Below are 25,809 nucleotides of genomic sequence, written 5' to 3' on the forward strand. Positions count from 1 at the left end.
CCCCGCGCCCGCCGCGCCCGCCCCGGCGACGGTGACGGCCGCGCCGGCCCCCGCCAAGCCGGCTGCCGCCGCCGCTCCCAAGGCAGCGCCCGCCGCGCCCGCCGAGGGCCCGGAGCTGATCACGCTGCGCGGCCCGGCCGCCGCGGTCGTGAAGAACATGAACGCCTCCCTGGAGCTGCCCACGGCCACGTCCGTGCGCGCGGTCCCAGTGAAGCTGCTGTTCGACAACCGCATCGTCATCAACAACCATCTCAAGCGCGCCCGGGGCGGGAAGATCTCCTTCACGCACCTGATCGGCTTCGCGATGGTGCAGGCCATCAAGGCCATGCCGTCGATGAACTGGCACTACGCGGAGAAGGACGGGAAGCCCACCCTCGTCAAGCCGCCGCACGTCAACTTCGGCCTGGCCATCGACCTGGTGAAGGCCAACGGCGACCGCCAGCTCGTCGTCGCCGGCATCAAGAAGGCCGAGACGCTGAACTTCTTCGAGTTCTGGCAGGCCTACGAGGACATCGTCCGCCGCGCCCGCGACGGCAAGCTGACGATGGACGACTTCACCGGCGTGACGGTCTCCCTGACCAACCCGGGCGGCCTCGGCACGGTCCACTCGGTCCCGCGTCTGATGCCCGGTCAGTCGGTCATCATGGGCGTCGGATCCATGGACTACCCGGCCGAGTTCCAGGGCACCAGCCAGGACACCCTCAACAAGCTCGGCATCTCGAAGGTCATGACGCTCACGTCGACCTACGACCACCGGGTCATCCAGGGCGCCGCCTCCGGCGAGTTCCTGCGGATCGTCGCGAACCTCCTCCTCGGCGAGAGCGGCTTCTACGACGAGATCTTCGAGGCCCTGCGCATCCCCTACGAGCCGGTCCGCTGGCTGCGGGACATCGACGCCTCGCACGACGACGACGTCACCAAGGCCGCGCGGGTCTTCGAGCTGATCCACTCCTACCGGGTCCGCGGCCATGTCATGGCCGACACCGACCCGCTGGAGTACCGCCAGCGCAAGCACCCCGACCTGGACATCACCGAGCACGGCCTCACCCTGTGGGACCTGGAGCGCGAGTTCGCCGTCGGCGGCTTCGCGGGCAAGTCCCTGATGAAGCTGCGCGACATCCTCGGCGTGCTGCGCGACTCGTACTGCCGCACCACCGGCGTCGAGTTCATGCACATCCAGGACCCGAAGCAGCGCCGCTGGATCCAGGACCGCATCGAGCGCGCGCACACCAAGCCGGAGCGCGAGGAGCAGCTGCGCATCCTGCGCCGGCTGAACGCGGCCGAGGCCTTCGAGACGTTCCTCCAGACCAAGTACGTCGGCCAGAAGCGCTTCTCCCTGGAGGGCGGCGAGTCCGTCATCCCGCTGCTCGACGCGGTCATCGACAGCGCCGCCGAGTCGCGCCTCGACGAGGTCGTCATCGGCATGGCCCACCGCGGCCGGCTGAACGTCCTGGCGAACATCGTCGGCAAGTCGTACGCCCAGATCTTCCGCGAGTTCGAGGGCAACCTCGACCCGAAGTCGATGCACGGCTCCGGCGACGTGAAGTACCACCTGGGCGCCGAGGGCACCTTCACCGGCCTCGACGGCGAGCAGATCAAGGTCTCGCTGGCCGCGAACCCGTCCCACCTGGAGACGGTCGACCCCATCATCGAGGGCATCAGCCGCGCCAAGCAGGACATCATCAACAAGGGCGGCACGGACTTCACCGTCCTGCCGGTGGCCCTGCACGGCGACGCGGCCTTCGCGGGCCAGGGCGTGGTGGCCGAGACCCTGAACATGTCGCAGCTGCGCGGCTACCGCACGGGCGGCACGGTCCACATCGTCATCAACAACCAGGTCGGCTTCACCGCCGCCCCGGAGTCCTCGCGCTCGTCGATGTACGCCACGGACGTGGCCCGCATGATCGAGGCCCCGATCTTCCACGTGAACGGCGACGACCCCGAGGCCGTCGTGCGCGTCGCGCGCCTGGCCTTCGAGTTCCGCCAGGCGTTCAACAAGGACGTGGTGATCGACCTCATCTGCTACCGCCGCCGCGGTCACAACGAGTCGGACAACCCGGCCTTCACCCAGCCGCTGATGTACGACCTGATCGACAAGAAGCGCTCGGTGCGCAAGCTCTACACCGAGTCCCTGATCGGTCGCGGCGACATCACCCTGGAAGAGGCCGAGCAGGCCCTGCAGGACTACCAGGGCCAGTTGGAGAAGGTCTTCACGGAGGTCCGCGAGGCCACCGCGCAGCCCGTCGGCGGCGACTCCCACGAGCCGCAGGACGGCTTCCCGGTCGCGGTCCCGACCGCGGTCTCCTCGGAGGTCGTCAAGCGCATCGCCGAGTCCCAGGTCAACATCCCCGACTACTTCCACGTGCACCCGCGTCTGCTGCCGCAGTTGCAGCGCCGCGCGTCGATGGTCGAGGACGGCACGATCGACTGGGGCATGGGCGAAACGCTGGCTGTGGGCTCGCTGCTCCTCGAGGGCACCCCGGTCCGGCTGTCCGGCCAGGACTCCCAGCGGGGCACCTTCGGCCAGCGCCACGCGGTCCTCATCGACCGTGAGACGGGCGAGGAGCACACCCCGCTCCAGTACCTCGCCGACGAGCAGGCCCGCTACAACGTCTACAACTCCCTCCTGTCCGAGTACGCGGTCATGGGCTTCGAGTACGGCTACTCGCTGGCCCGCCCCGACGCGCTCGTGATGTGGGAGGCGCAGTTCGGCGACTTCGTCAACGGCGCGCAGACGGTGGTCGACGAGTACATCTCGGCGGCCGAGCAGAAGTGGGGCCAGACGTCCGGCGTCACCCTGTTGCTGCCGCACGGCTACGAGGGCCAGGGCCCGGACCACTCCTCGGCCCGCGTCGAGCGCTTCCTCCAGCTCTGCGCGCAGAACAACATGACGGTCGCCATGCCGACGCTGCCGTCGAACTACTTCCACCTCCTGCGGTGGCAGGTGCACAACCCGCACCACAAGCCGCTGGTCGTCTTCACCCCGAAGTCGATGCTGCGTCTGAAGGCCGCCGCGTCGAAGGCGGAGGAGTTCACGAGCGGCCAGTTCCGCCCGGTCATCGGCGACACCTCGGTGGACCCGGCGGCCGTGAAGAAGGTCGTGTTCTGCGCCGGCAAGGTCTACTACGACCTGGAGGCCGAGCGGCAGAAGCGCGGTGCCACGGACACGGCGATCATCCGTATCGAGCGTCTGTACCCGCTGCCGGGTGCGGAGGTCCAGGCGGAGGTCAACAAGTTCCCGAACGCCGAGAAGTACCTGTGGACCCAGGAGGAGCCGGCCAACCAGGGTGCCTGGCCGTTCATCGCCCTGAATCTGATCGACCACCTGGACCTGGCGGTCGGCGCGGACGTCCCGCACGGCGAGCGCCTGCGCCGTATCTCGCGCCCGCACGGCTCGTCCCCGGCGGTGGGCTCCGCCAAGCGCCACCAGGCCGAGCAGGAGCAGCTGGTCCGCGAGGTCTTCGACGCGTGACCCGCTGAGCGATCGGTGAGAAGGGCCCGCTCCCGGAACTCCCGGGGGCGGGCCCTTCGGCGTCCGCCGCCACTACCTGCCTTCCCGCCCCCGCAGGCCCCGGAGGCGGGGACTTCCGCCTCTGTGCCGGATCAGATCGGCTGGGGTTCGAAGTCCCAGTAGGGGCGCCGGCGTTCGAGGATCTGGCGGGTGTGGGGGTGGTCGGCGCCCAGCAGGGCGCCGAGGCGGGTGAGGACGTCCTGGTGGAGGGTGTCGGCCTCCTCCTGGCGGTCCAGCGCGGCCAGGTCGAGGGCGAGCCCGGCGCGCAGGCTGACGGTGAGGATGTGCTGGTCGCCCAGGACCCGGGCGGCCCGCTCGGCGGTGCGCAGACCGAGCGCGGCGGCCTCCTCCGTGTCCCCGGCGGCGGCGAGCGCCGCGACACCGTTCTTGGCGCAGCCGATCGCCCAGGGGTGGTCCCGGCCCACCACCCGCTCCATCAGGATGTCGCGGATGTACGTGTCCGGTGACACGGTCGGATTCTGGTCGAGCCAGGCCGCTGGCTGGTCGAGGAGCAGCGGCATGTCCTCGACCGCCTCGGCAAGCCGTCCGGCCTGCTCCTCGGTTGGCCGGGGCGTGCGCCAGCCGACGAAGGCGACGCTCGTCACCCGCGCCGATCCGCGCCGTGACCACGGTGCCGTCCGGCAGCTCGATGTCGTGGATGTGATTCATCCCGGTCCCCCGTCGTCCCCGACGCCGGCCGACCGTGGCGGGCGGAACAGCGACGTGGCTCAACCGAAGAGAGGCGCGAGGGACTGCGAGTCGGCTGCTCCCTCTGCTCCTCGTCGGCTACTCCTCGTCCTCGTCGTCCAGTCGCGCGAGCCAGGTCGCCAGGCGCTCCACCGGCACCTCGAAGTCCGGGTTCAGGTCGACGAACGTCCGCAGCTGCTCGGCGAGCCACTCGAAGGTGACCTCCTCCTCGCCGCGCCGCTTCTCCAGTTCCTCGATGCCTCGGTCGGTGAAGTACAACTCTCGCTCCTGCTCCTGTCGGTCTACGCCCCAAGGGTAGGCCGAGGCCGTCACCACAACGAGTGTCTTGACTTTCGGCGACCGCGATATATCGTGAATTGCAGGAGACGCGATATGGCGTGTTGCCGTCGCAGCGAGGAGGTCCGCACCATGTCCGAGTGGTCCGTGAGCGAGCCGGAGAAGCTCACCTTCGAACCGGTCAGCGAGCTGCACGTACGCATCGTCGACGGCACGGTGAACGTGGTGGGCACGGACGAGGGCCCCGCCCGTCTGGAGGTCTCCCGGATCGAGGGACCACCCCTGATAGTGACCCACCGGGACGGCACCCTGACGGTGACGTACGAGGACCTGCCCTGGAAGGGCTTCCTCAAGTGGCTCGACCGCAAGGGCTGGCGGCGCAGTGCCGTCGTCACCCTCGCCGTCCCGGCCGACACCCGCGTGGAGGTGGGCGTGGTGAGCGCCGCCGCGGTGGTCTCCGGGATCGAGGGACACACCGAGATCAAGGGCGTCAGCGGCGACACGACACTCCTGGCGCTCACGGGCCGGGTCCACGCGGACACCGTCTCGGGAAACGTGGAGGCCCAGGCCCTCACCGGCGACCTGAGGTTCAACTCCGTCTCGGGGGACCTGACCGTGATCGAGGCGGGCTCATCCGTGAAGGCGGACTCGGTGAGCGGCTCGATGATCGTCGACCTGGACCCGACGAGCAGGCCCACGGACATCGCGCTGACGAACATCTCGGGCGAGATCGCCATCCGGCTGCCCCACCCGGCGGACGCGGAGGTGGAGGCGAACACCGCGAGCGGCTCGGTCTCCAACGCCTTCGAGGACCTCCGGGTCAGCGGCCAGTGGGGCGCCAAGCGGATCACCGGCCGGCTCGGCGCGGGCAGCGGGAGGCTGAAGGCGACGACGATCTCCGGCTCCATCGCGCTGCTGCGGCGGCCCCCGGCGGAGGACGAACCACTCCCCGGCCCGCGAGACAATTCCGTCTCCGGCCCGGGTGGTACCCCCTCCCCCGGCACCCCGGCCGACGGCACGACCGACAAGAAGGTGCTCTGACATGCCTCCCGTCTTCGCCCACGGCCGCCTCCGCCTCTACCTGCTGAAGCTGCTCGACGAGGCCCCCCGCCACGGCTACGAGGTGATCCGCCTCCTGGAAGAGCGCTTCCAGGGGCTGTACGCGCCCTCGGCGGGCACGGTGTACCCCAGGCTGGCGAAGCTGGAGACCGAGGGCCTGGTCACCCACACCACCGAGGGTGGCCGCAAGGTCTACTCCATCACCGACGCGGGCCGCGCCGAACTGGCCGACCGCGGCGGCGAACTCGCCGACCTGGAGCTGGAGATCCGCGACTCGGTCGCCGAACTGGCCGCGGAGATCCGCTCCGACGTCCGGGGCGCGGCGGGCGATCTGCGGCGCGAGATGCGGGCGGCGGCCTCCGAGGCCCGGCACGGCACCCGCCCCGGCCCCGGTCCCGGCCCGAACCACGACCAGGGCCCGAACCACGACCAGGGCCAGGGCCAGGGGCAAGGTCAGGGGCAGTGGAGCGACAAGGAGACCTGGCGCGCCGCCAAGGAGGAGATGCGCCGCGTCAAGCAGGAGTGGAAGGAACAGACCCGGCGGGCCAAGGACGAGAGCCGCCGGGCCCGCGAGGACGCCCAACGGGCCCGTCGCCAGGCCAAGGAGACACAGGAGGAGATGCAGCGCATCGCGCGCCGGGTCCAGGAGCAGGTCCAGGACCACTTCACGCGCGGCGACTGGCCGACAGGGGTCCGCGAGGGCCTGACCGAACTGGCCAGGGAGTTCGGCGACTTCGGCAAGGACTTCGGCTTCGGCCGCACGGGCACGGGCACCGGCACCGGCACCGGCACCGGAAGTGGCTCACAGCCGAAGAACGGAACCACACCCCCCGAGTACTCGCACACTCCCGAGGACTTCCCCGCCGAGTACGAACCCGCCTGGGCCCATGAGCCCGTCGGCGACGACCCGGCCCGCGACCTGGACCGCCTGCTCGACCGCTTCCGCGACGACATCCGCGACGCGGCCCGCGACCACGGCGTCACCGCCGACCAGCTCCGCGACGCCCGCCGCCACCTGTCGACGGCGGCGGCGCACATCGGGGCGATACTGCGATCACCGAAGGCCTGATCGCCGAAGGCCTGGTCAGCGGGCCCTGGCCAACGAGCCCTGATCGGCGGGCCCTGATCGGCGGGGCCAGGTCGGCGGGGCCAGATCGGTTTCGCCCGGTCAGCCGGCCTGGGCGTGGCCCTCTCCCCCGCCGTACAGCACCCGCGTCACCGACTCATGGGTCACCCCGTGGTCGGCGAGCACCTCGGCCGCAGGGCCCGGGAGGACGGTCAGCGCGAGGAGGATGTGCTCGTCACCGATGTGCCGGTCGCGGCGGGAGACGGCCATCCGCAGGGACTGCTCCAGGACCCGTTTGGCCTCCCTGCCGAAACCGGGACGCCCCGCCGACCGCTTCCGGCCCTCGGAGTCCCGGGACAGCGCACCGGCACCGTGCGCCTCCTCCACCCGGGCGACGATCTCCGAGACGTCGATGCCCAGTCCGGCGAGGGCGTCGACCTCGGCGCGGGACAGCCCCGCGCGCCCACGCATCTCGTCCAGCGCCGCCCGTACCGAGTCGGCGCGCCCGTCGAGCCCGAGGGCGGCCAGCGCGAAGGAGCCGCGGCTCGCCTCGCGGTCCAGCAGCGCGAGCAGCAGATGCTCGGCGCCGACGGTCCGCACCCCGGCCCCCTCGCAGTGCTCGACGGCGCCGCGCACCACGTCCCGGGCGTCCTTGGTGAACCGTTCGAACATCAATGCCTCCCGTACTTCTTGTGCACGGCCTGCCTGCTCACTCCGAGTTCCGCGGCGATCTCCTGCCACGACCAGCCCTGATGGCGCGCACTGCGCACCTGCACCGCCTCCAGCTGCTCCAGCAGCCGGCGCAGCGCGGCGACGGCCCGCAGTCCGACCCGTGGATCGCGGTCGCCGGCACGCGCGGCGAGATCCGTTGCTTCGGTCATGACGTCAACTTACGTTGACACGGCAGGCAATGTCAACCGTAGTTGACAACCATGCTGTGGAGGCCACCTCAGCCGTTGGTGAGCACGATCTTGCCGAACTGGTCGCCGGACTCCAGCCGTTCGAAGCCCTCGCGGGCCCGGTCGAGCGGGAGCGCCTCGTCGATGACCGGGCGCACCCCGGCGGTGGCGCAGAAGGAGAGCAGATCCTCCAGTTCCTCCTTGGTGCCCATGGTCGAGCCGACGACCTTCAGCTCCAGGAAGAAGATCCGGGTGAGCTCGGCGTGCGAGGGCCGGTCGCCGCTCGTCGCACCGGAGATGACCAGCGTGCCGCCGGGCCGCAGGGACTTCACCGAGTGCGACCAGGTGGCGGCGCCGACGGTCTCGATGACGGCGTCCACGCGCTGCGGCAGCCGCGCGCCCGGCTCCACGGCCTCGACGGCGCCCAGTTCCACGGCCCGCTTGCGCCTGGACTCGTCCCGGCTGGTCGCGAAGACCCGCAGCCCGGCGGCCCGGCCGAGGACGATCGCGGCGGTGGCGACCCCGCCGCCGGCGCCCTGCACGAGGATCGAGTCACCGGGGCGCACCCCCGCGTTGGTGAAGAGCATCCGGTAGGCCGTCAGCCAGGCGGTGGGCAGACAGGCCGCCTCCTCGAACGACAGCTCCCGGGGCTTGGGCAGCACGTTCCAGGTCGGCACCGCGACCTGCTCGGCGAAGGTGCCCTGGTAGTGCTCGGTGAGGATGGAGCGGGGCTCCTTCGGCCCGACGCCGTGCCCCGTCTGGCCGATGACGGAGTGCAGGACGACCTCGTTGCCGTCCTCGTCGACACCGGCGGCGTCACAGCCGAGGATCATCGGGAGCTTGTCCTCGGCGAGGCCGACGCCGCGCAGGGACCAGAGGTCGTGGTGGTTGAGGGAGGCGGCCCGCACGGTGACGGTACTCCAGCCGGGCCGGGCCTCGGGGGCGGGCCGCTCCCCCAACTCGAGTCCGGAAAGCGGCTGGTCGCGGTCGATTCGGGCGGCGTAGACGGCGAACATGCCCTCGACGATAGGTTCCGCACGGCCCCGGCGAAACCGGGGGCCACTGTGAGACACACCCTCTTGCCAACTCGGGCTGCCCGGGGGACGGCGCCCTCCCGGCTCACCCGAACGGGCTGGTGGGTGGGTAAAGGGTTTGGCCCCGCCCGGGCGGGCGGGGCCAAGAGAGCGCACGTCAGCGGCGGGCAACGCCCTCGGCACGGGCAGCCGCGGCCACCGCCGCAGTCACCGCGGGCGCGACGCGCTCGTCGAAGGGCGACGGAATCACGTAATCGGCGGCGAGATCATCCCCGACGACCCCGGCCAGCGCCTCGGCCGCCGCGATCTTCATCCCCTCGGTGATCCGGGAGGCCCGCACCTGCAACGCCCCCGCGAAGATCCCCGGAAACGCCAGCACGTTGTTGATCTGGTTGGGGAAGTCCGACCGCCCGGTGGCCACGACCGCCGCGTACTTGTGCGCGACGTCGGGGTGCACCTCGGGATTCGGGTTGGCCATGGCGAACACGAACGCGCCCTCGGCCATGGAGGCCACCGCGTCCTCCGCGACCGTACCGCCGGAGACGCCGATGAACACGTCGGCGCCGGCCAGGGCGTCCTCGAGGGACCCGGTCAGCCCGGCCTTGTTGGTGAAGGAGGCGAGTTCCCGCTTGACGTCGGTGAGGTCGTCACGGTCGGCCGAGACGACACCCTTGCGGTCGGAGACCGCGACGTCCCCGATACCGGCCTCGACCAGCATCTTGGCGATGGCGACACCGGCCGCGCCGGCCCCCGAGATGACGGCCCGCAGCTCGCCGATGGCCCGTCCGCTCAGCCGCGCGGAGTTCCGCAGCGCCGCCAGCGTCACGACCGCCGTACCGTGCTGGTCGTCGTGGAAGATGGGGATGTCCAGGGCTTCCTGGAGCCGGCGCTCGATCTCGAAGCACCGCGGCGCCGAGATGTCCTCCAGGTTCACGCCGCCGAACGAGGGCGCGAGCCGCACCACGGTCTCGACGATCTCGTCCACGTCCGTGCAGGCGAGCGCGATGGGAACCGCGTCGACCCCGCCGAACTGCTTGAACAGGATCGCCTTGCCCTCCATGACCGGAAGTGACGCCTCCGGTCCGATGTCCCCGAGCCCGAGGACGGCCGTGCCGTCGGTCACGACGGCGACGACGGACGACTTCCATGTGTAGTCGTTCACCAGGTCCGGCTGTTCCGCGATCGCGGTGCACACGCGGGCGACGCCGGGCGTGTAGGCGAGGGACAGGTCGTCCTTGTTCCGGATCGGAACGGTGGCCTGCACGGCCATCTTTCCGCCGCGGTGCAGTGCGAACGCCGGGTCGATGGAGTCGAGGGAATCGAGGGGTTTCGCACCGCCCTCCTGGCCCGTGTGGTCCGCGCTCTCGCTGCGAGGATTGACGATCTCCGCTGCCACTGTGTTGTACCCCTTAGGTGTGCATGGTTGAGGGTGGCCGCTCCTGGTGAGGAGCGGGCGGGCGTCGCGCCGGTCCCAGAGCTGATGCGAACGGGTCCTGCGCGGCGGGCGCGCCGCACACGCGCCCTGAGCCCCGGATGAGGGGTGTAGAGAACCTTCTTACCCGACGGAACCCGCGGCCGACGAGTCCAATCCGTGCAAGGTCACACCCCCCGACCTGTGGATCCTCCACAGGTCCCTCGCACTCATGTTCACAGAGGCCAGGGCGAGTGACATGCCTCATGCGCGAAGAATCGCCAAGCCCACAGGAAACGCTTGACACGGGCTCAAGCCAACGAACGGGCCGCACGACAAACGATCACGTAGTGAGATGAACCGAAGATCTTTCGGCCGGAAGGAGGGATTCCTGCAGATGGTCCGGCGTCCTCCGGTCGCGATCGACCGGACTGATGCGGTTCGGGGGTCGCCCGTTATCCGATTTTGACATGGCCGGGCCCCTGATTGGCATAGTCCGAATGGCAAGATGCCCTAATCACACGAGGTCGCGACACCCGAAGGTGTGTGTTCTCGTCGACCCAACGGCACTGTCGAACCATCGGCACTGCCGCCCCATCGGCATCTCCATCCATCCGCCGGAGGAATCCACCATGACCGCCAGTTCCACCCGACGTACCACCGCCGCGCACACCCGCCTGGCAGCGGTCGGATCCCTCGCGGTCGCCGGCGCCCTGCTGCTCACCGCCTGTGGCGACCAGACCGAAGGCGGCGGAGGCGGCTCCTCCGAGTCGTCGAGCGGCGCGAGCACGGCCCCGCTCTTCTCGAAGCTGCCGGCCGACATCCAGAAGGCGGGTGTCGTCAAGGTCGGCACCAACGCCGAGTACGCCCCGATGGAGTCCGTCGAGGGCGGCAAGATCGTGGGCGTCGACCCCGACATCGCCGCCGCGCTCGGCAAGCAGCTCGGCGTCGACTTCCAGTTCACCTCGGGCGGCTTCGACACCCTGATCACCGCGGTCAACACCGGCCGCTACGACGTCGCGATGTCGTCGATCACGGACAACAAGCAGCGCCAGGAGGGCCTGGACGACAGCGGCAAGAAGCTCGGCGAGGGCGTGGACTTCGTCGACTACTTCACCGCCGGCACGGCCATCTACGTCCAGAAGGGCAACCCCAAGGGCATCAAGACGATGGACGACCTCTGCGGCCAGAAGGTCGCCGTGCAGCGCGGCACCACGTACGAGGAGGCCCTCCAGGCCCAGTCCAAGACGTGTACGGAGGGCGGCAAGAAGGCCCTCACGATCGAGTCGTTCGAGAACGACACCGAGGCCCAGACCCGCGTGAAGTCCGGCGGTGCCGTGGCCGGCGTCAACGACTACCCGGTCGCCGTGGACATGGCCGAGAAGGCCGGCGGCGGCAACACCTTCGAGGTCCTCGACGAGCAGTACGAGGCCGCCCCGTTCGGCATCGTCGTCGACAAGAAGAACACCCAGCTGCGCGACGCCCTGAAGGAGGCCGTCGACGCGATCATCAAGGACGGCTCGTACCAGAAGGTGCTGGAGAAGTGGGGCGCCCAGAGCGGCGCGATCAAGGCGGCCGCGATCAACGGCGGCAAGTGATCCACCCGCGTCTCCCGAAGCTGCCGAAGCTTCTGAAGGGCAGTCCCCATGACTGACAAGCTCGAGAAGTCCGCCGCGGGCGCGCCACCGGAGGACACCCCGCCGGAGGGGGGGTCGTCGTTCTCCGGTCCGCCGGAGGCCATCAAGGCCATCCCGGTGCGCCACTGGGGCCGCTGGGTCAGCGGTTTCGTGGTCGTCGCGCTGCTCGCGCTGCTGGTGAACGCCTTCGCGAACGGCGACATCCAGTGGGCCACGGTCGGCGACAAGGTCTTCGACTCGACCGTCGTCGCGGGCGCCGGACGTACGCTGCTGATCAGCGTCCTGGCCATGGTGCTCGGCGTGGTCCTGGGCGTCGTACTGGCCGTGATGCGACTGTCGAAGAACCCGGTGACCAGCACCGTCGCCTGGCTCTACATCTGGTTCTTCCGCGGCACGCCGGTCTACGTCCAGCTGCTGATGTGGTTCAACCTGGCGCTGATCTTCCCCGTCCTGAACCTCGGTCCGATCTACAAGGACGAGATGACGGACGTCATGACGCCGTTCATGTGCGCCCTGCTCGGCCTGGGCCTGAACGAGGCGGCGTACATGGCCGAAATCTGCCGGGCCGGCCTGCTGGCCGTGGACGAGGGGCAGACCGAGGCGGCCCACGCGCTGGGCATGAGCCACGGCAAGACGCTGCGCAGGATCGTCATCCCGCAGGCGATGCGGGTGATCGTGCCGCCGACCGGCAACGAGTTCATCAACATGCTCAAGACCTCGTCGCTGGTGTACGTGGTGACGTACAACGAGCTGCTGCGCTCGACCTCGGTGATCGGCTCCTCGTCGTTCGCCGTCATGGAGCTGCTGTTCGTCGCCTCCATCTGGTACCTGGTGATGACCAGTGTCTTCAGCGTCTTCCAGTACTACCTGGAGCGTTACTACGCCCGTGGTTCCAGCCGCAGCCTGCCGCCCACGGTCTTCCAGAAGGTCAAGGCGAACCTGCTCTCGCTCGGCCGCGAAAGGAGCGCCCAGTGACCGCGATGGTGAAGGCGGAAGGCGTCCACAAGTCGTTCGGCGCGCTCGAGGTCCTCAAGGGCATCGACCTGGAGGTCAAGAACGGCGAGGTGTTCTGCCTCATCGGCCCGTCCGGCTCCGGGAAGTCGACGTTCCTGCGGTGCATCAACCACCTCGAGAAGATCAACGCCGGCCGGCTGTACGTCGACGGACGCCTGGTGGGCTACCGCCAGAAGGCCGACAAGCTGTACGAGCTCAAGGACAGCGAGGTCGCGTTGCAGCGCCGGGACATCGGCATGGTGTTCCAGCGGTTCAACCTGTTCCCGCACATGACCGCGGCGGACAACGTCATCGAGGCCCCGGTCCAGGTCAAGGGCGTCAGCAAGGCCCGGGCCAAGGAGCGGGCGAAGGAGCTCCTCGACCGGGTCGGCCTGGCCGACAAGGCCGACAGCTACCCCTCGCAGCTCTCCGGCGGCCAGCAGCAGCGCGTCGCCATCGCGCGGGCGCTGGCCATGGACCCGAAGCTGATGCTGTTCGACGAGCCGACCTCGGCCCTCGACCCGGAGCTGGTCGGTGACGTCCTCGACGTCATGCGCGACCTGGCCGAGTCGGGCATGACGATGGTCGTCGTCACCCACGAGATGGGCTTCGCCCGTGAGGTCGGCGACAGCCTGGTCTTCATGGACGGCGGCGTGGTCGTCGAGTCCGGCAACCCCCGCGACGTCCTGACCAACCCTCAGCACGAGCGAACGCAGGCGTTCCTGTCGAAGGTGCTGTAGCGGCACGGCAGAAAGGAAGGGGCGGTACGGGGACTCTCCCGTACCGCCCCTTCCCGCTGCGCCTACCTGAGCGCCAGCAGCAGGGTGTCCGAGGGCGAGCACCACACCGGCCGGGCCTCCCCGAACCCCTTCTCCTTCAGCACACGCGCGTGCCAGGCCGCCGAGGGCATGTCCCCGTCGGCGTGCTCACCGTAGATCTCGAAGCGGCGGGCGGTCGGCCCGGCGAGCACCGGGTCCTGGGCGGCGAGCCGCCACCACTCGGACCAGTCGAGGACGCCGCCCGCTTTGGCCTGATCCATACGCGTGTGCCGCAGCGCCCGCTCCGCCGCGTTGATCCGGGGCGTGCTGTCGTCGATCATGTGGTCCGCGTTCATGAAGACACCGCCGTCGCGGACGAGTTCCGCGACCTGACCGTAGAGGGCCGCGAGGGGTTCGCTGTGCAGCCAGTGGAGGGCCGTGGCGGTCAGGACGGCGTCGTACGAGTCGTACGGCAGCCTCGTCGCCCAGTCCGCCTCCTTGAGGTCCGCCGTGACCAGGGTGACCCGGTCGTCGCCCGCGAAGGTGCCCTCGGCGATGGCGAGAAGGGCCGGATCGAGGTCGACGCCGGTGCTGGTGGCGCCGGGGAGGCGGGCGAGCAGCCGGGCCGTGATGGTCCCGGTGCCGCAGGCGAGGTCGAGAACCCGCGGCGTGGGTCCGACGACCGCCTCGACCATGTCGACCATGACCCGGAAGCGCTCCTCCCGGTCGGGCATGTACCACTCCTGCTGGCGGTCCCAGCTCCGCTGCCAGGCCGGCCAGTCGGTTCCGGTACTGGTGGTCGTCATGAAAGCCCCCTCGTCGTCACCCACGACATTCGTCACCCGCGTAATACCCTGAATACACGATCAGCTGTTACCCCGACCGCTCCCACGACCATAGAGCCCCTCCGTAAGGACTACAAGTGGAACTGGCCTATTACTCGGACTACGCCGTGCGCCTCGTCAACACCGAGGAACCGGCAAGGGGCAAGGACACGCTGACCTCGGTGGAGGCCGTCCGGGATCTGTTCGGCAGCAACCAGGAGGCGGCCCGCCGCGCCACCGAGGCCGACGTCACCCGCTTCCGTTCGGTCCGGGCGCGGCTGCGAGCCGTCTTCGAGGCCGCGGACGGCGGCGACGAGACGCTGGCGGTGAACCTGCTGAACTCGCTGCTGCTGGAGTTCCCGGTCAGTCCGCAGATCTCCGGGCACAACTTCCGGGACGAGGACGGCCGCCCCCTGTGGCACATGCATCTGGCCGACCATCCCTCGAACGCGACCGCGGGCTACGCCGCCATCGCCGCCATGGGCCTGGCCTTCCACCTCACCGAGTACGGCGTCGACCGGCTGGGCCTGTGCGAGGCGCCCCCCTGCCGCAACGCCTACCTCGACACCTCGACCAACCGCTCCCGGCGCTACTGCTCCGACCGCTGCGCGACCCGCGCCAACGTGGCCGCCTACCGTGCCCGAAAACGCCTCGAAGCCGACCGCACCGCAAGCACCGGCCTGGCCGCCGACAGCGCCCAGCGCACCAGTGCGAGCGGCGACCGCTGATCCGCCTTGAGCGGCCGCCAGCGCAGCCGCACCTTGCCGAGGACCAGCTCATCGGGCACGGTCCCGTAGTCGGTGCTGTCCCCGCCGGCGAACGCGTTGTCGCCCCGCACCCACCACCCCCCGTCCCGCCGCTCGACGGCCCGCTTGACCACCAGCAGATCCTGCTGGAAGGGATGCCGCAGCACGACCACGTCCCCCGGCCGCACCCGTGCCCCGTACTGCACCACCAGCTGATCCCCGTGGTACAGCGTGGGCACCATGGACGGCCCGGTCACCTCGGCCAGCCCGAAGGGCGGCACGGCCCTCCCCCGCTCGGTCTCCTGCGACAGCTCCGGCATCGCCGGCACCTCCCCGGTTTCGTTCCTCCACCAGTCTCAGTCTGACCCTGGACTTTTGTCCTAAGCCCTAGGGGGCACTCGCGAAAACACGTCTTGCAGGGAGTAATGTCCCACCTGAGAAGACGATCACGAGGAAGGAATGCTCCATGCTTTCCCGCCTGTTTGCCCCCAAGGTCAAGGTCAGCGCACACTGCGACCTGCCCTGCGGTGTGTACGACCCGGCCCAGGCCCGCATCGAGGCGGAGTCGGTGAAGGCCGTGCAGGAGAAGATGGCCGCCAACGACGACCCGCACTTCCAGGCGCGCGCCACCGTCATCAAGGAGCAGCGCGCCGAGCTCGCCAAGCACCACGTGTCGGTCCTCTGGAGCGACTACTTCAAGCCCCCGCACTTCGAGAAGTACCCCGAGCTCCACGTCTTGGTCAACGACACCCTGAAGGCCCTCTCGGCCGCCAAGGGGTCCACGGACCCGAAGACGGGCGAGAAGGCCCTGGAACTCATCGCCGAGATCGACCGCATCTTCTGGGAGACCAAGAAGGCCTGATCTTTGATCATGCCGTTTGACCTGCGATTTCGTTGGTCGCCCGGTCATCCTGTCCGCACCCGGTCCGCAGGCCGCCGAGCACGGCGTCCATAGCGGTCCGGGTGCGGTCTTCTGGTGAGCCGGCCCTATGCGGGCAGCGGACGGCTCGGACGAGACCGGTGATGCGGGTGGTCGAGCACCGGACCTTGCGGAGGATCCGCCATGACGAGCGGGCACGAGACCCACGGGGCAGCCTTCGGTGAGCGACCGTTGCAGACGCGCGCCCTGACCCGTGGGGCCGGGCAGGCACGGCAGCTCCTGGCCGCCGGGGAGTGGCGCCCTGCCGCGCCGGACTCCGAAGCGGCAACGGCCGTCCTGGACCGCCTCACGGCCCCGCTCCCGGCCCGGCGGGCAGCGACCGCACGGATGCCGGCCACAGACCGGGACCGGCGACTCCAACGCCTTCTGCGCACTACCCTCCACCACCTCGACGCAGGCACCGTCAGCCCGCCCACAACCCTCCTCCTGGCCGCCGTCGCCCGCGCTTTCCTGCCTTGGCACGCCACCCCGAACCCACCGAGCGCAGCGGCGGCCCCGAGATACGGGACCCCGGCGGGGACGGCAGACGGCCCGGCCGTGCCACCGACAGAGGCCGGCGAGGCCCTGTTCCCCGATTTGATCGCGCTGTTCGCCGAGCTGGCCTCGACGAGCCCGCCCGGGACCGTCCCGCTCACGCCCCCGGTCGAACCCTGGCAGGTCCGGTACGCGGGCCGTTTCCGTCGTCATGGCAGACCCGCTCCCGGGGTCTGGACGGCCGAGACCATCGCCTGCCCGGCGTGCGGGGGCAAGACCGGCCCGTGGACCGTGACCTGCGACTGGCGCCAGATCTCACTGGGCTGCCCGTGCGGGGTGGTGACCCACGAGCACGGCCTCGCCATCTCCGAAGTCTGGCTTCTTCTACCGGACATGTGAAGTGGTGGCGGGTGGAGAGGTGCCTGTCGTCTGGTGATCTCGTCCCACGCCTGAGCGGTTCCTCGGCAGCTCGGCCGGCGAAGTCCTGCGTGCTGGTCCTGATGGGCGTGCGGGACGGCACCACGGAGCTGATCGCGATGACCGACGGCTACCGGGAATCGGCCGAGTCCTGGGCCCGCCTCCCGGCACCAGAGGCGCTGGGTTCACTCGGTGAGGATGCGGCCTAGTCCGCGGGGCTGATCGGTATGGCCGAACTGCCGCGCCCACCTGTCCGGGCGACGAGAGACCGGAAAGCGTCCAGGTCGCCGACAACCTCTTCGACGCGGTTCCGCTGCCGGTACATGCCGTAGTAGCGGGCGCCGATGGCATCAGGGTCAGCCTCGCCGCCGCCGGGGACGACCCCGGAAGCGATCGTCACCGTGCCCGCGTAGATTCCCTGCGGCTCGAGTTCGGCGTGCAGGGTGTGTGCCCAGTTGCGCAGGCCGGCCATGGCCATACCCACACCCCAGCGTCCCCCCACGCGTGGACTACACGCTCAGCGAACTCGGCGCGACGCTACTGGACTCCGTCGTCGCTCTCGGAGAGTGGGCCACCACACACCGCCACGAGATCAACGACAACCGAACCCACTACGACGCCACACACCCAACGCAAGCACCGTCCTGAAGCCCCTGCTCGATCCACCTCTCCCAGGTGTCTTCTCTGCCCTGCCGCGCGGCCTGCGGGTCGCCGGCCCAACGCGGGGCCAGGTTATAAGATTTCCCCCTTTTACTCCCTTCCCTCAGCGCTATGCTCGCGGCACTTGGACACAGGACGCGGAAAGGTGGGCGGTCGGCATGGCTGAAACCGTCAAGTGCGGCAAGTGCTTCGCCACGAAGATCCCTCGTACTCCCTGTCAGGGCTGCGGCGACGCGGGCTGAGACCTCGACAGCCGGGGGGCGGCCTGATGGACGCGTACGAGGAAATGCTCGACCTGGCGCGCCGCACGGCGGGCACACTCGCGGACAGGGGCATCAGGCCCCGCCCTTACGAGGCCGACGACGGCACGACGGTCGAGGGGTGGTGCGTCGAGCAGCGGGACCATGCGAAGGACGAGTATCGCGGTATCGACAACTGGGAGGAGTTCCGCAGCGCCGACCACCTGGTGCTCACTCCTGACGGGCGCTTCCTCGCGTACACCGAGACCTGGAGCGGCTATTCCGGCAAGGACGGCCGCGCCGTCGACGAGCACACCCGCACCCTGCGGCACCAGTCGTCGGCCTACCTCGTCTCCCTCGGCCCGGGCAAGCCGTTCGCCGCACTCTCCACCATGCTGGAGAGAATGCCGTGGACCGTCATGTCCTACACGCCTCCTCAGGCCCGTCCCGCGGCTCCCGCACCGCCTGCTCCCGTACGGCAGGCCGCCCCGCCCCCGAAGGCGCCGTCGGCCCGCCCCGGAAACCCTGCCGGGGCCGTCCTCGGCTTCGGACATGGACTGCTCGTCGGCTGCGCGGTCGGCTGCGGCTCCGCGATCGTCCTGGGGGTGGTGCTGAGCATCGGCGGGATGGACGGCGACGCCGTCGGTGTGACGACGTTCGCCGCCGCGATGTTCTGCGTGGTCGCGGGCACGGTGATCGGCACCGTCAACGGATGGCGCAAGCCCGGCTCAGTGCGCTAGTACAAGCAGAAGCGCACCGCCCCGCCCCGCCCCGCCTAGTGACCGCCGTGGTCGTCCTCGCCCGCCTCCAGCAGGCCCGCCGCCGCGCCCACGATTCTCGGGTCGGGGCTGCCGACGACCTCCTCGTCCTTGTTGTCGTAGTCGAAGCGGGCGAGGACACTGCGCATGGCCTCGACGCGGGCCCGCTTCTTGTCGTTGCTCTTCACCACCGTCCACGGCGCGTGCTCGGTGTCCGTCTCGCGGAACATGGCGACCTTCGCGGCGGTGTAGTCGTCCCAGCGGTCCAGGGAGGCCAGATCCATCGGGCTGAGCTTCCACTGCCGTACGGGGTCGACCTGGCGGATCGTGAAACGGGTGCGCTGTTCTCCCTGCGAGACCGAGAACCAGAACTTGATCAGGTCTATCCCGTCGTCCGCCAGCATCCGCTCGAACAGCGGGGTCTGGCGCATGAAGCGCCGGTACTCGTCGTCCGAGCAGAAGCCCATGACCCGCTCGACGCCCGCCCGGTTGTACCAGGAGCGGTCGAAGAGGACGATCTCCCCGGCGGTGGGCAGGTGCTGCACATAGCGCTGGAAGTACCACTGGCCGCTCTCGCGCTCCGTGGGCTTCACCAGGGCCACCACCCGTGCGCCGCGCGGGTTGAGGTGTTCCGTGAAGCGCTTGATGGTGCCGCCCTTGCCGGCCGCGTCACGCCCCTCGAAGACGATGACGAGCCGGCGTCCGGTCTCCTTGATCCAGCCCTGCAGCTTCAGCAGCTCGATCTGCTGGAGCCGCTTGTGCCACTCGTACTCCTTGCGCTCCATACGCTGCGGGTAGGGGTAGTTCTCCCGCCAGGTGTCCACCGTGGAGCCGTCCGGGCGGACGAGCACCGGGTCGTCGTAGTCGCTGTAGTCGACCTTCAGGTCCGCCAGCTCGGACAGCAGGGGTTGCGTCGTCATGCCCGTCCTCCTCCTCGGGTTCAGTGGAACCGCGGCACTATCAGATAGATCCCGTACGCCACCACGGACGCGCAGGCGAGGAAGCACAGCCCCGCCTGGGCGAGGCCGAGCGTGGACGTACCCCCGACATCCTCGCGCGCCCCCTCGAATCGGGCGAGACCGAGTACGCCGAGTGCGAAGACGACGACCACGGCGACGGTGACCCCGATGCTCACCGCGGTGACCTGGCCGAGTGCGGTCCAGTCGATGCTCATTGGATGGCTCCCGTCGCTCAGGCGGCCGTGCCGACGGTCGTCGGCGCGGTGGTGCTGAGGGTGACCTCGTGGGTGTCGTTGACATTGTTGGCGTGCACCGGGTTGCGGCGGGAGAGCAGCACGATGCCCGCGGCGACGGCGGCGCCGATCAGCGCCACGACGACCGTGCCGAAGTTGCCGCCGTGCTTGACCGCGCTCGCGGAAAGGCCGCCGACCAGCGCGGCGGCGGGCAGGGTGATCAGCCAGGCGAGCACCATGCGGCCCGCGACGCCCCAGCGGACCTCCGCGAGACGGCGCCCCAGGCCCGCGCCGAGGATGCTGCCGGAGGCGACCTGGGTGGTGGACAGGGCGAAGCCCAGGTGGGCGGAGGTCAGGATGACCGTGGTGGAGGCGGTCTCGGCGGCGAAGCCCTGCGGGGACTGGATCTCGGTGAGGCCCTTGCCCATGGTGCGGATGATCCGCCAGCCGCCGAGGTAGGTGCCGAGGCCGATGGCGAGACCGGCGGAGGCGATGACCCACACCGGCGGTCCCGCGTCGTGGCCGAGGGCGCCCGCGGAGATGAGGGTCAGGGTGATGACGCCCATCGTCTTCTGCGCGTCGTTGGTGCCGTGCGCGAGGGAGACCAGGGAGGCCGAGGCGATCTGGCCGAGCCGGAAGCCCTTGGTGACCGTGTTCTTGCGGGCGCGGGCGGTGAGCTTGTAGGCGAGGTAGGTGGCGATCAGCGCCGCCACCCCGGCGACCAGCGGCGAGGCCACCGCCGGGATCAGTATCTTCTCGACGACCTTGTCGAAGTGGACGCCGTTCGAGCCCGCGCCGACCCACACCGCGCCGATCAGTCCGCCGAACAGCGCGTGCGACGAACTCGACGGCAGTCCGACCAGCCAGGTCAGCAGGTTCCACAGGATCGCGCCGACCAGCCCCGCGAAGATCATCCCGGGTGAGACCAGGGTGTCGTCCACGATTCCGCCGGAGATCGTCTTGGCGACCTCGGTGGAGAGGAAGGCGCCGACGATGTTGAGGGCACCGCTCACCAGCACCGCCGTGCGCGGTTTCAGTGCGCCGGTGGCGATGGAGGTCGCCATCGCGTTGGCGGTGTCATGGAATCCGTTGGTGAAGTCGAAGGCCAGGGCCGTGATGATGACGACCGCCACGAGGAACGTGATGTGGTCCATGGCTTCAGTGGAACAAGCGCTTCCGTACACCAGGCGAACGCAAGGCAAAGCACGATTCAGGACCGGGCGCCCGGTTGGTGAGGATCATGCGATGCTGACGTGGTGAATCTCGACGACCTGGTCCGGCTGCGGCAGGCACGGGACCGCATGGACCGCGACTACGCCGAGCCGCTCGACATCGGCGTCCTCGCCCGCACCGCGCTGATGTCCGAGGGCCACTTCCAGCGCAGCTTCCGCGAGGCCTACGGCGAGACGCCCTACGGCTACCTCATGACCCGCCGGGTGGAGCGCGCCAAGGCCCTGCTGCGCCGGGGCGACCTGACCGTCACCGAGGTCTGCATGGCCGTCGGCTGCACCTCCCTCGGCTCTTTCAGCGCCCGCTTCACCGAACTGGTCGGCGAGACCCCGAGCGCCTACCGCGCCCGCCCCCACGAGGAGTCCGCCCCGATCCCGCCCTGCGTCGCCCGCGTCTTCACCCGCCCGAAGCGGGCCCGCCGAGCCTAGGCTGAGCAGCATGGACACCACGGACCTCAAGCTCAAGCAGTGTTTCCTCGCGGTCGACGACCATGACAAGGCCCTGTACTTCTATGTGGAGGTACTCGGTCTGGAGATCCGCAACGACGTCTCCTACGCGGGGATGAGATGGCTGACCGTCGGGTCGCCGCTGCAGCCGGACGTGGAGGTCGTGCTGGAGCCCCCGGGGGCCAGCCCGGACATCTCCGAGGCCGACCGGGACGCGCTGGCCCGGCTGCTCGCCAAGGGCCTCCTGCGTGGGGTCATCTTCACCACCGAGAACTGCGACGCGCTGCACGCGCGCGTGCGTGAGGCCGGCGTCGAGGTGCTCCAGGAGCCGATGGACCAGCCGTACGGGGTGCGGGACTGCGCGTTCCGGGACCCGGCCGGGAACCTGCTGCGGTTCATGGAACGCTCCGCGTGAGCCGGGCGCCCGTCCGCTGGACGTACGCCTTCGTCGACCGGCCCGCCGAACACTTCGAGCGGGCCTGCGCCTTCTGGGCCGCCGTCACGGACACACGGCTGTCCGGGCTCCGGGGCGACCGGGACGAGTTCGTGACCCTGCTGCCGGACACCCCGCGCGCCGACGCCTGCGTCAAGGTCCAGGGCGTCGACTCCGGCCCCGGGGGCGCGCACACCGACTTCGCCGTGGACGACGTGTCGGACTTCGCGAAGTCCGCGCTCGCGCTGGGCGCGGGGCTGGTCGCCGAACACGACACGTACGTCGTGCTGCGCTCGCCCGCCGGGCACCCGTTCTGCGCCGTGCCGTGGCAGGGGGAGACGGTACGGCCGCCCGTGGTGGACGGCAGCCGCCTCGACCAGGTGTGCCTCGACGTCCCGCCGTCCGCGTACGACGCCGAAGTCGCGTTCTGGAGCGGGCTGCTGCCCGGCTGGCAGTCCCTGGCCGGTTCGCTCCCGGAGTTCCATGTGGTGCGGCCACCGGCCGGGCTGCCCGTCAGGCTGCTGCTCCAGCGGCTCGGCGAGGAGCGTCCCGCCGCCGCCCATCTCGACCTGGCCTGCGCCGACATCGGGGCGACCCGTGCCCGGCACGAGCGGCTCGGCGCGCGATGGGTCGCGACGGCCTCGCACTGGACGGTGATGCGCGACCCCACGGACGGCGTCTACTGCCTCACGGGCCGCGACCCGGAGACGGGCGGCCTGCCCGCCCCTGCCTAGCGGCCGGTCACTTCCAGGGCTCCACGTCCACCACCGCGTCCACCGGGATCGGGCCGTACACGTGCGGGAACTCCTCGCCGTCCGGGGGCACGGCCTCATACCTGAGCGGTACGTCGAGGCGGGCCGGGTCGACGACCAGGACCACCAGCTCGCCGGGGTCGTGGGCGGCGTAGAGGAAGGCGGCGACCTTGGGGAGCTGGGCGCGGGTGGAGCAGTGGACGAAGCCCTCCTCGGCGAGGGTGCGCCCGCGGGTGGACCACTCGTAGGCGCCCTGCTCTCGGGCGGCGGTCCACAGCGCGCGCTCGGTGATGTGGAGGACGTGCTCGGGGTGTGCCTCGGTCATGGGGTCACGCTAGCCGGTCGGCCCGGCCGGGGCGTCGGGAGTTTCCTCGTGGGGCTCTTGGGGCGCGTGAGACTCATGGGGCTTGTGGGCCTCTTCGGTGAACGCGCCGCACTCGGGGTTGTGGCAGGGGCCGGCCACCCAGCGCGGGACCCAGGCGCCGAGGGTCTTGTGCCGGCGAATGACGGACTGTACAGGCTGCCCGCAGTCGGGACAGACCCGTTGTTCTCTGTCCATGTCATCAGGGTAGGGCCGTCGGCGCCCGCGTGCGTAGGGGCGGGACGACGAGCGGGCCCCGCGCACCGTGGGGATGTGCGGGACCCGCGGGGCCGGTGCCCCCGGCGACCGTGCGGGATGCGGAGTGAAGGCCGCACGGGCCGGGGACACCGGGGTCTTCGGGCCCGTCCGCGACGAGCACCGTCCGTCTCCGGTCCTTACGCGGTCCGTCTCGTCACGAACTCCGCCAGGCTGAGCAGCCCGCCCGCGGACTCGGGGTCCGGGATGGCCCGGGCCAGTTCGTCCATCGCGCGGGACATCCGGTCGGCCGCCTGGTCCTGGGCCCACTCGCGCCCGCCGGCCTGTTCGACGGCGAGCACGGTGCGGTCGAGGTCGGCCGGTGCGTAGGGCGCCGCGTACAGCTCGGCCAGTTCCCCCGCGGCGGCCGTGCCGGACGCCAGGGCCGCGACCACCGGCAGGGACTTCTTGCGGGCGGCGAGATCCGCGCCGGCCGGTTTGCCGGTGTGCCGGGGGTCGCCCCATATGCCGATGACGTCGTCGATGAGCTGGAAGGCGAGCCCGGCCTCCCGGCCGAACGCGTCCAGCGCGTCGACGTCCTCGTCCGACGCGCCCGCGTACAGCGCGCCGATCGCGCAGGCACAGCCGATCAGCGCGCCCGTCTTGGCCTCGGCCATGGCGAGCACCTCGTCGAGGGTGACCTCGGCGGGAGCACGGGCCTCCAGGGCCGTGTCCACCTGCTGGCCCTCACAGAGCTCCACCACACAGGCCGCGAGCCGGGAGACGGCCGCCCTGGCCCCCGGGTGCGGGTCCTCGGCGAGCATGCCGAGGGCCAGCGCCTGGAGGGCGTCCCCGGCCAGGATCGCGTCGGGGACTCCGAACACGCTCCAGGCGGTGGAGCGGTGCCGGCGGGTGGTGTCCCGGTCCATCACGTCGTCGTGCAACAGCGTGAAGTTGTGGACCAGTTCGACCGCGGCGGCGGCCCGCACGGCTGCCGCGCGGGCCGCCGGGCCACCGAGCGCGGCGGCCGCGGTGAGGACCAGCGCGGGCCGCATCGCCTTGCCCGCGTTGCCCGCGGCCGGGGTGCCGTCGGCGTGCTCCCAGCCGAAGTGGTAGCACGCGATCCGCCGCATCGCCCCGGGCAGCGAGTCGACGGCGGCCCGCAGCGCGGGGTCGACGGCGGCCCGGGCATGCTCCAGGATCACCATCGCTTCGGCTCCGGCAGCCGAGGCGGCCTCCGGCCCGGTACCGCCCTGGGTTCCGATGGACCCCCGCCTTTCGCGTGTCCGGTGCGGGCTGAGGGCGAAGGTCACCGCCAGCGGCCGATCTCGACGTTCTCCAGTACGCCCAGCGCGTCCGGGACGAGGACCGCCGCCGAGTAGTAGGCCGTGACCAGGTAGCTGATGATGGCCTGTTCGTTGATGCCCATGAACCGCACCGACAGGCTGGGCTCGATCTCGTCCGGGATGCCGGGCTGGCGCAGACCGATGACGCCCTGGTCCTGCTCGCCGAGACGCATCGCGATGATCGAGCTGGTCCGTTCCGCGGTGACGGGGATCTTGTTGCACGGGTAGATCGGCACCCCGCGCCAGGTGGGGATGCGGTTGCCGCCGACGTCGAGGGTCTCCGGGACGAGCCCGCGCTTGTTGAGCTCGCGGCCGATCGCGGAGATCGCGCGCGGGTGGGCGAGCAGCATCTTGGTGCCGCGCCGCCTGCTGAGCAGTTCGTCCAGGTCGTCCGGGCTGGGCACGCCGTCGTGCGGCTGGAGCCGCTGGTCGTACTCGCAGTTGTGGAGCAGCCCGAACTGCCGGTTGTTGACCAGCTCGTGCTCCTGGCGCTCCTTGATCGCCTCGACCGTCAGCCGCAACTGGTGCTCGGTCTGGTTCATCGGCTGGTTGTAGAGGTCGGCCACGCGCGTGTGGATACGCAGGACGGTCTGGGCGATGCTCAGTTCGTACTCGCGCGGGCGGGCGTCGTAGTCCACGAAGGTGTGCGGGATCTCCGGCTCGCCGGCGTGGCCCGCGGCCAGGTCGACGGCCTTCTCGCCGTACTTGTTGGTGCGCTGTTCGGGGATCGCGCGCAGCGACTGGACGTGCTCGCGCAGGGAGTCGGCGCGCTCCGTGATCTGCTCGAAGTCCTGGCGGGTCAGGATCAGCACCGTGCAGGCGGTGTCGGCGCGGGCGGTGTACTCCCAGATGGCGTCGGCGTCGAGCAGTGCCTGCTCGCCGAAGTACGCGCCGTCGGCGAGCACGCCGAGCACCTGGTCGTCGCCGTAGGGGCCGGTGCCGATCTTCTCGACCCTGCCGTGCGCCAGCAGGTAGACCTCGTCGGACTGGTTGCCGAAGGAGGCGATGACCTCACCGGCGCCGATCTCCCGCTGCCGGCAGCGGGAGGCGAGCTCGGTGAGCACCTCCTCGTCGTCGAAGGCGCGCAGTGCGGGCAGTTCGCCCAGTTCCGCGGGGATGACCTCGACCCGGTCGCCGGTCTTGACGAACGTGATCCGGCCGTCCCCGACCGCGTAGGTCAGCCGCCGGTTGACCCGGTACGTACCGCCCTGCACATCCACCCAGGGCAGGTTCCGCAGCAGCCAGCGGGAGCTGATCTCCTGCATCTGCGGCGCGGACTTGGTCGTGGTGGCCAGGTTCCGCGCGGCAGCGGTGCCGAGACTCTGCTGCGGCTTGCCCGACTCCGTGCGGACCTCTTCGCCTACCGACATAGAGCTATGCCCTCCCAGATCATGCACGGGCGCCGAACTGCGCCCGGTGCACTGTTCACACGAGCCACCCTTTC

At 70.4% G+C, this 25,809-nt stretch carries 30 protein-coding genes; 15 read left to right on the plus strand and 15 right to left on the minus strand.

Annotation, left to right across the window (positions count from 1 at the left end):
- The coding region (locus tag ACFPIH_RS44615; protein ID WP_385878835.1) for a multifunctional oxoglutarate decarboxylase/oxoglutarate dehydrogenase thiamine pyrophosphate-binding subunit/dihydrolipoyllysine-residue succinyltransferase subunit at positions 1-3,472 on the plus strand (3,472 nt) is incomplete at its 5' end.
- A 131-nt stretch (positions 3,473-3,603) separates the two neighbouring features.
- Here the strand turns inward: ACFPIH_RS44615 and ACFPIH_RS44620 are convergent.
- Together ACFPIH_RS44620 and ACFPIH_RS44625 are read right to left on the minus strand one after the other, a co-directional pair.
- Positions 3,604-4,116 carry a tetratricopeptide repeat protein gene (locus ACFPIH_RS44620; RefSeq protein ID WP_381164683.1) on the minus strand — a complete coding sequence of 171 codons (513 nt, stop codon included), beginning with the start codon at positions 4,114-4,116 and terminating at the stop codon, positions 3,604-3,606.
- A 181-nt stretch (positions 4,117-4,297) separates the two neighbouring features.
- Positions 4,298-4,477: a DUF6104 family protein gene (locus ACFPIH_RS44625; RefSeq protein WP_023586593.1), complete on the minus strand. Its 180-nt coding sequence runs from the start codon at positions 4,475-4,477 to the stop codon at positions 4,298-4,300.
- A 150-nt stretch (positions 4,478-4,627) separates the two neighbouring features.
- On the opposite strand from ACFPIH_RS44625, the gene ACFPIH_RS44630 reads away from it, so the two are divergent.
- A complete protein-coding gene (locus tag ACFPIH_RS44630) occupies positions 4,628-5,536 on the plus strand; it encodes a DUF4097 family beta strand repeat-containing protein (RefSeq protein ID WP_381164687.1) in 909 nt (302 codons plus the stop codon).
- Position 5,537: 1 nt separating this feature from the next.
- Positions 5,538-6,623: a PadR family transcriptional regulator gene (locus tag ACFPIH_RS44635; protein ID WP_381164690.1), complete on the plus strand. Its 1,086-nt coding sequence runs from the start codon at positions 5,538-5,540 to the stop codon at positions 6,621-6,623.
- 99 nt (positions 6,624-6,722) lie between these two features.
- Here the strand turns inward: ACFPIH_RS44635 and ACFPIH_RS44640 are convergent, their stop codons facing one another.
- The 4 genes from ACFPIH_RS44640 to ACFPIH_RS44655 form a co-directional block, all read right to left on the minus strand.
- The gene (locus ACFPIH_RS44640; RefSeq protein ID WP_381164693.1) at positions 6,723-7,292 is read right to left on the minus strand and encodes a Clp protease N-terminal domain-containing protein; all 570 of its coding nucleotides are present in this window, start codon (positions 7,290-7,292) and stop codon (positions 6,723-6,725) included.
- Positions 7,292-7,501 carry a helix-turn-helix domain-containing protein gene (locus tag ACFPIH_RS44645; RefSeq protein ID WP_381164696.1) on the minus strand — a complete coding sequence of 70 codons (210 nt, stop codon included), beginning with the start codon at positions 7,499-7,501 and terminating at the stop codon, positions 7,292-7,294. The genes ACFPIH_RS44640 and ACFPIH_RS44645 overlap by 1 nt, the downstream gene beginning before the upstream one ends.
- A gap of 68 nt (positions 7,502-7,569) precedes the next feature.
- Complete coding sequence (locus ACFPIH_RS44650) at positions 7,570-8,535, minus strand: zinc-binding dehydrogenase (protein WP_381164700.1); 966 nt, start codon at positions 8,533-8,535, stop codon at positions 7,570-7,572.
- A 175-nt stretch (positions 8,536-8,710) separates the two neighbouring features.
- Positions 8,711-9,949: an NAD(P)-dependent malic enzyme gene (locus tag ACFPIH_RS44655; RefSeq protein WP_381164703.1), complete on the minus strand. Its 1,239-nt coding sequence runs from the start codon at positions 9,947-9,949 to the stop codon at positions 8,711-8,713.
- 647 nt (positions 9,950-10,596) lie between these two features.
- Here ACFPIH_RS44655 and ACFPIH_RS44660 point away from each other — a divergent pair.
- Genes ACFPIH_RS44660 through ACFPIH_RS44670 form a run of 3 tightly spaced genes read left to right on the plus strand, consistent with a single transcriptional unit; the run spans position 10,597 to position 13,334 of the window.
- Entirely contained in the window at positions 10,597-11,562 is a 966-nt protein-coding gene (locus tag ACFPIH_RS44660; protein WP_381164706.1) for an ABC transporter substrate-binding protein, read from the plus strand.
- Between the two features lie 48 nt (positions 11,563-11,610).
- On the plus strand, positions 11,611-12,576 hold the full coding sequence (locus tag ACFPIH_RS44665) for an amino acid ABC transporter permease (protein ID WP_381164709.1): 966 nt from the start codon (positions 11,611-11,613) through the stop codon (positions 12,574-12,576).
- The gene (locus tag ACFPIH_RS44670; RefSeq protein ID WP_381164712.1) at positions 12,573-13,334 is read left to right on the plus strand and encodes an amino acid ABC transporter ATP-binding protein; all 762 of its coding nucleotides are present in this window, start codon (positions 12,573-12,575) and stop codon (positions 13,332-13,334) included. Before ACFPIH_RS44665 ends, ACFPIH_RS44670 begins: the two co-directional genes overlap by 4 nt.
- A gap of 62 nt (positions 13,335-13,396) precedes the next feature.
- Here ACFPIH_RS44670 and ACFPIH_RS44675 read toward each other — a convergent pair whose 3' ends face one another.
- Positions 13,397-14,158, minus strand: coding sequence for a class I SAM-dependent methyltransferase (locus ACFPIH_RS44675; RefSeq protein ID WP_381164715.1), 762 nt, complete (start codon positions 14,156-14,158; stop codon positions 13,397-13,399).
- A gap of 116 nt (positions 14,159-14,274) precedes the next feature.
- Between ACFPIH_RS44675 and ACFPIH_RS44680 the strand changes: the two genes are divergently transcribed.
- On the plus strand, positions 14,275-14,904 hold the full coding sequence (locus tag ACFPIH_RS44680) for a CGNR zinc finger domain-containing protein (RefSeq protein WP_381164718.1): 630 nt from the start codon (positions 14,275-14,277) through the stop codon (positions 14,902-14,904).
- Here the strand turns inward: ACFPIH_RS44680 and sodX are convergent.
- A complete protein-coding gene (gene sodX, locus ACFPIH_RS44685; protein WP_381164721.1) occupies positions 14,808-15,242 on the minus strand; it encodes a nickel-type superoxide dismutase maturation protease in 435 nt (144 codons plus the stop codon). The two genes, ACFPIH_RS44680 and sodX, sit on opposite strands and share 97 nt — an antisense overlap.
- A 146-nt stretch (positions 15,243-15,388) precedes the next feature.
- Here sodX and sodN point away from each other — a divergent pair, with 146 nt between their 5' ends.
- From sodN to ACFPIH_RS44700, 3 genes are all read left to right on the plus strand, one after another.
- Positions 15,389-15,784 (plus strand): superoxide dismutase, Ni, encoded by a 396-nt coding sequence (gene sodN / locus ACFPIH_RS44690; RefSeq protein WP_381164724.1) that lies wholly within the window; start codon positions 15,389-15,391, stop codon positions 15,782-15,784.
- Between the two features lie 201 nt (positions 15,785-15,985).
- On the plus strand, positions 15,986-16,735 hold the full coding sequence (locus ACFPIH_RS44695) for a hypothetical protein (protein WP_381164727.1): 750 nt from the start codon (positions 15,986-15,988) through the stop codon (positions 16,733-16,735).
- A gap of 89 nt (positions 16,736-16,824) precedes the next feature.
- Complete coding sequence (locus ACFPIH_RS44700) at positions 16,825-16,962, plus strand: hypothetical protein (protein WP_381165820.1); 138 nt, start codon at positions 16,825-16,827, stop codon at positions 16,960-16,962.
- On the opposite strand, the gene ACFPIH_RS44705 is transcribed toward ACFPIH_RS44700, so the two are convergent.
- Positions 16,959-17,231, minus strand: a complete 273-nt coding sequence (locus tag ACFPIH_RS44705) for a hypothetical protein (protein ID WP_381164730.1) — start codon at positions 17,229-17,231, stop codon at positions 16,959-16,961. The two genes, ACFPIH_RS44700 and ACFPIH_RS44705, sit on opposite strands and share 4 nt — an antisense overlap.
- A gap of 26 nt (positions 17,232-17,257) precedes the next feature.
- Between ACFPIH_RS44705 and ACFPIH_RS44710 the strand changes: the two genes are divergently transcribed.
- Together ACFPIH_RS44710 and ACFPIH_RS44715 are read left to right on the plus strand one after the other, a co-directional pair.
- The gene (locus ACFPIH_RS44710; RefSeq protein ID WP_381164733.1) at positions 17,258-17,401 is read left to right on the plus strand and encodes a hypothetical protein; all 144 of its coding nucleotides are present in this window, start codon (positions 17,258-17,260) and stop codon (positions 17,399-17,401) included.
- 280 nt (positions 17,402-17,681) lie between these two features.
- Positions 17,682-18,392 carry a hypothetical protein gene (locus ACFPIH_RS44715; RefSeq protein WP_381164736.1) on the plus strand — a complete coding sequence of 237 codons (711 nt, stop codon included), beginning with the start codon at positions 17,682-17,684 and terminating at the stop codon, positions 18,390-18,392.
- A gap of 35 nt (positions 18,393-18,427) precedes the next feature.
- Here the strand turns inward: ACFPIH_RS44715 and ppk2 are convergent, their stop codons facing one another.
- From ppk2 to ACFPIH_RS44730, 3 genes are read right to left on the minus strand one after another with little or no spacing between them, the layout of a single operon-like run.
- A complete protein-coding gene (gene ppk2 / locus ACFPIH_RS44720) occupies positions 18,428-19,330 on the minus strand; it encodes a polyphosphate kinase 2 (RefSeq protein ID WP_381164739.1) in 903 nt (300 codons plus the stop codon).
- A 20-nt stretch (positions 19,331-19,350) separates the two neighbouring features.
- On the minus strand, positions 19,351-19,584 hold the full coding sequence (locus tag ACFPIH_RS44725) for a hypothetical protein (protein WP_381164742.1): 234 nt from the start codon (positions 19,582-19,584) through the stop codon (positions 19,351-19,353).
- Between the two features lie 17 nt (positions 19,585-19,601).
- Positions 19,602-20,756 carry an inorganic phosphate transporter gene (locus ACFPIH_RS44730; protein ID WP_381164745.1) on the minus strand — a complete coding sequence of 385 codons (1,155 nt, stop codon included), beginning with the start codon at positions 20,754-20,756 and terminating at the stop codon, positions 19,602-19,604.
- Between the two features lie 102 nt (positions 20,757-20,858).
- Between ACFPIH_RS44730 and ACFPIH_RS44735 the strand changes: the two genes are divergently transcribed.
- From ACFPIH_RS44735 to ACFPIH_RS44745, 3 genes are read left to right on the plus strand one after another with little or no spacing between them, the layout of a single operon-like run.
- Positions 20,859-21,260, plus strand: coding sequence for a helix-turn-helix transcriptional regulator (locus ACFPIH_RS44735; protein ID WP_381164748.1), 402 nt, complete (start codon positions 20,859-20,861; stop codon positions 21,258-21,260).
- 10 nt (positions 21,261-21,270) lie between these two features.
- Positions 21,271-21,693 carry a VOC family protein gene (locus tag ACFPIH_RS44740; RefSeq protein ID WP_381164751.1) on the plus strand — a complete coding sequence of 141 codons (423 nt, stop codon included), beginning with the start codon at positions 21,271-21,273 and terminating at the stop codon, positions 21,691-21,693.
- Positions 21,690-22,445 carry a VOC family protein gene (locus ACFPIH_RS44745; protein WP_381164754.1) on the plus strand — a complete coding sequence of 252 codons (756 nt, stop codon included), beginning with the start codon at positions 21,690-21,692 and terminating at the stop codon, positions 22,443-22,445. Before ACFPIH_RS44740 ends, ACFPIH_RS44745 begins: the two co-directional genes overlap by 4 nt.
- 7 nt (positions 22,446-22,452) lie before the next feature.
- On the opposite strand, the gene ACFPIH_RS44750 is transcribed toward ACFPIH_RS44745, so the two are convergent.
- From ACFPIH_RS44750 to ACFPIH_RS44760, 3 genes are all read right to left on the minus strand, one after another.
- Positions 22,453-22,788: a DUF952 domain-containing protein gene (locus ACFPIH_RS44750; RefSeq protein WP_381164757.1), complete on the minus strand. Its 336-nt coding sequence runs from the start codon at positions 22,786-22,788 to the stop codon at positions 22,453-22,455.
- A 431-nt stretch (positions 22,789-23,219) separates the two neighbouring features.
- On the minus strand, positions 23,220-24,284 hold the full coding sequence (locus tag ACFPIH_RS44755; RefSeq protein WP_381165755.1) for a family 2 encapsulin nanocompartment cargo protein polyprenyl transferase: 1,065 nt from the start codon (positions 24,282-24,284) through the stop codon (positions 23,220-23,222).
- Between the two features lie 44 nt (positions 24,285-24,328).
- Complete coding sequence (locus tag ACFPIH_RS44760; protein ID WP_381164760.1) at positions 24,329-25,735, minus strand: family 2B encapsulin nanocompartment shell protein; 1,407 nt, start codon at positions 25,733-25,735, stop codon at positions 24,329-24,331.
- Positions 25,736-25,809: the final 74 nt, after the last annotated feature.

This window comes from Streptomyces vulcanius (assembly GCF_042653945.1).
Taxonomy (GTDB): domain Bacteria; phylum Actinomycetota; class Actinomycetes; order Streptomycetales; family Streptomycetaceae; genus Streptomyces; species Streptomyces mangrovi.

What these genes read in the sequence shown, in the direction of transcription:
- ACFPIH_RS44630 (WP_381164687.1), top strand. Translation starts at nt 4,628, where the DNA reads ATGTCCGAGTGGTCCGTGAGCGAGCCGGAGAAGCTCACCTTCGAACCG.
- ACFPIH_RS44635 (WP_381164690.1), top strand. Translation starts at nt 5,538, where the DNA reads ATGCCTCCCGTCTTCGCCCACGGCCGCCTCCGCCTCTACCTGCTGAAG.
- ACFPIH_RS44640 (WP_381164693.1), bottom strand. Translation starts at nt 7,292, where the DNA reads ATGTTCGAACGGTTCACCAAGGACGCCCGGGACGTGGTGCGCGGCGCC.
- ACFPIH_RS44645 (WP_381164696.1), bottom strand. Translation starts at nt 7,501, where the DNA reads ATGACCGAAGCAACGGATCTCGCCGCGCGTGCCGGCGACCGCGATCCA.
- ACFPIH_RS44650 (WP_381164700.1), bottom strand. Translation starts at nt 8,535, where the DNA reads ATGTTCGCCGTCTACGCCGCCCGAATCGACCGCGACCAGCCGCTTTCC.
- ACFPIH_RS44660 (WP_381164706.1), top strand. Translation starts at nt 10,597, where the DNA reads ATGACCGCCAGTTCCACCCGACGTACCACCGCCGCGCACACCCGCCTG.
- ACFPIH_RS44665 (WP_381164709.1), top strand. Translation starts at nt 11,611, where the DNA reads ATGACTGACAAGCTCGAGAAGTCCGCCGCGGGCGCGCCACCGGAGGAC.
- ACFPIH_RS44675 (WP_381164715.1), bottom strand. Translation starts at nt 14,158, where the DNA reads ATGACGACCACCAGTACCGGAACCGACTGGCCGGCCTGGCAGCGGAGC.
- sodX (WP_381164721.1), bottom strand. Translation starts at nt 15,242, where the DNA reads ATGCCGGAGCTGTCGCAGGAGACCGAGCGGGGGAGGGCCGTGCCGCCC.
- sodN (WP_381164724.1), top strand. Translation starts at nt 15,389, where the DNA reads ATGCTTTCCCGCCTGTTTGCCCCCAAGGTCAAGGTCAGCGCACACTGC.
- ACFPIH_RS44695 (WP_381164727.1), top strand. Translation starts at nt 15,986, where the DNA reads ATGACGAGCGGGCACGAGACCCACGGGGCAGCCTTCGGTGAGCGACCG.
- ACFPIH_RS44705 (WP_381164730.1), bottom strand. Translation starts at nt 17,231, where the DNA reads ATGGCCATGGCCGGCCTGCGCAACTGGGCACACACCCTGCACGCCGAA.
- ACFPIH_RS44715 (WP_381164736.1), top strand. Translation starts at nt 17,682, where the DNA reads ATGGACGCGTACGAGGAAATGCTCGACCTGGCGCGCCGCACGGCGGGC.
- ppk2 (WP_381164739.1), bottom strand. Translation starts at nt 19,330, where the DNA reads ATGACGACGCAACCCCTGCTGTCCGAGCTGGCGGACCTGAAGGTCGAC.
- ACFPIH_RS44725 (WP_381164742.1), bottom strand. Translation starts at nt 19,584, where the DNA reads ATGAGCATCGACTGGACCGCACTCGGCCAGGTCACCGCGGTGAGCATC.
- ACFPIH_RS44730 (WP_381164745.1), bottom strand. Translation starts at nt 20,756, where the DNA reads ATGGACCACATCACGTTCCTCGTGGCGGTCGTCATCATCACGGCCCTG.
- ACFPIH_RS44740 (WP_381164751.1), top strand. Translation starts at nt 21,271, where the DNA reads ATGGACACCACGGACCTCAAGCTCAAGCAGTGTTTCCTCGCGGTCGAC.
- ACFPIH_RS44750 (WP_381164757.1), bottom strand. Translation starts at nt 22,788, where the DNA reads ATGACCGAGGCACACCCCGAGCACGTCCTCCACATCACCGAGCGCGCG.
- ACFPIH_RS44760 (WP_381164760.1), bottom strand. Translation starts at nt 25,735, where the DNA reads ATGTCGGTAGGCGAAGAGGTCCGCACGGAGTCGGGCAAGCCGCAGCAG.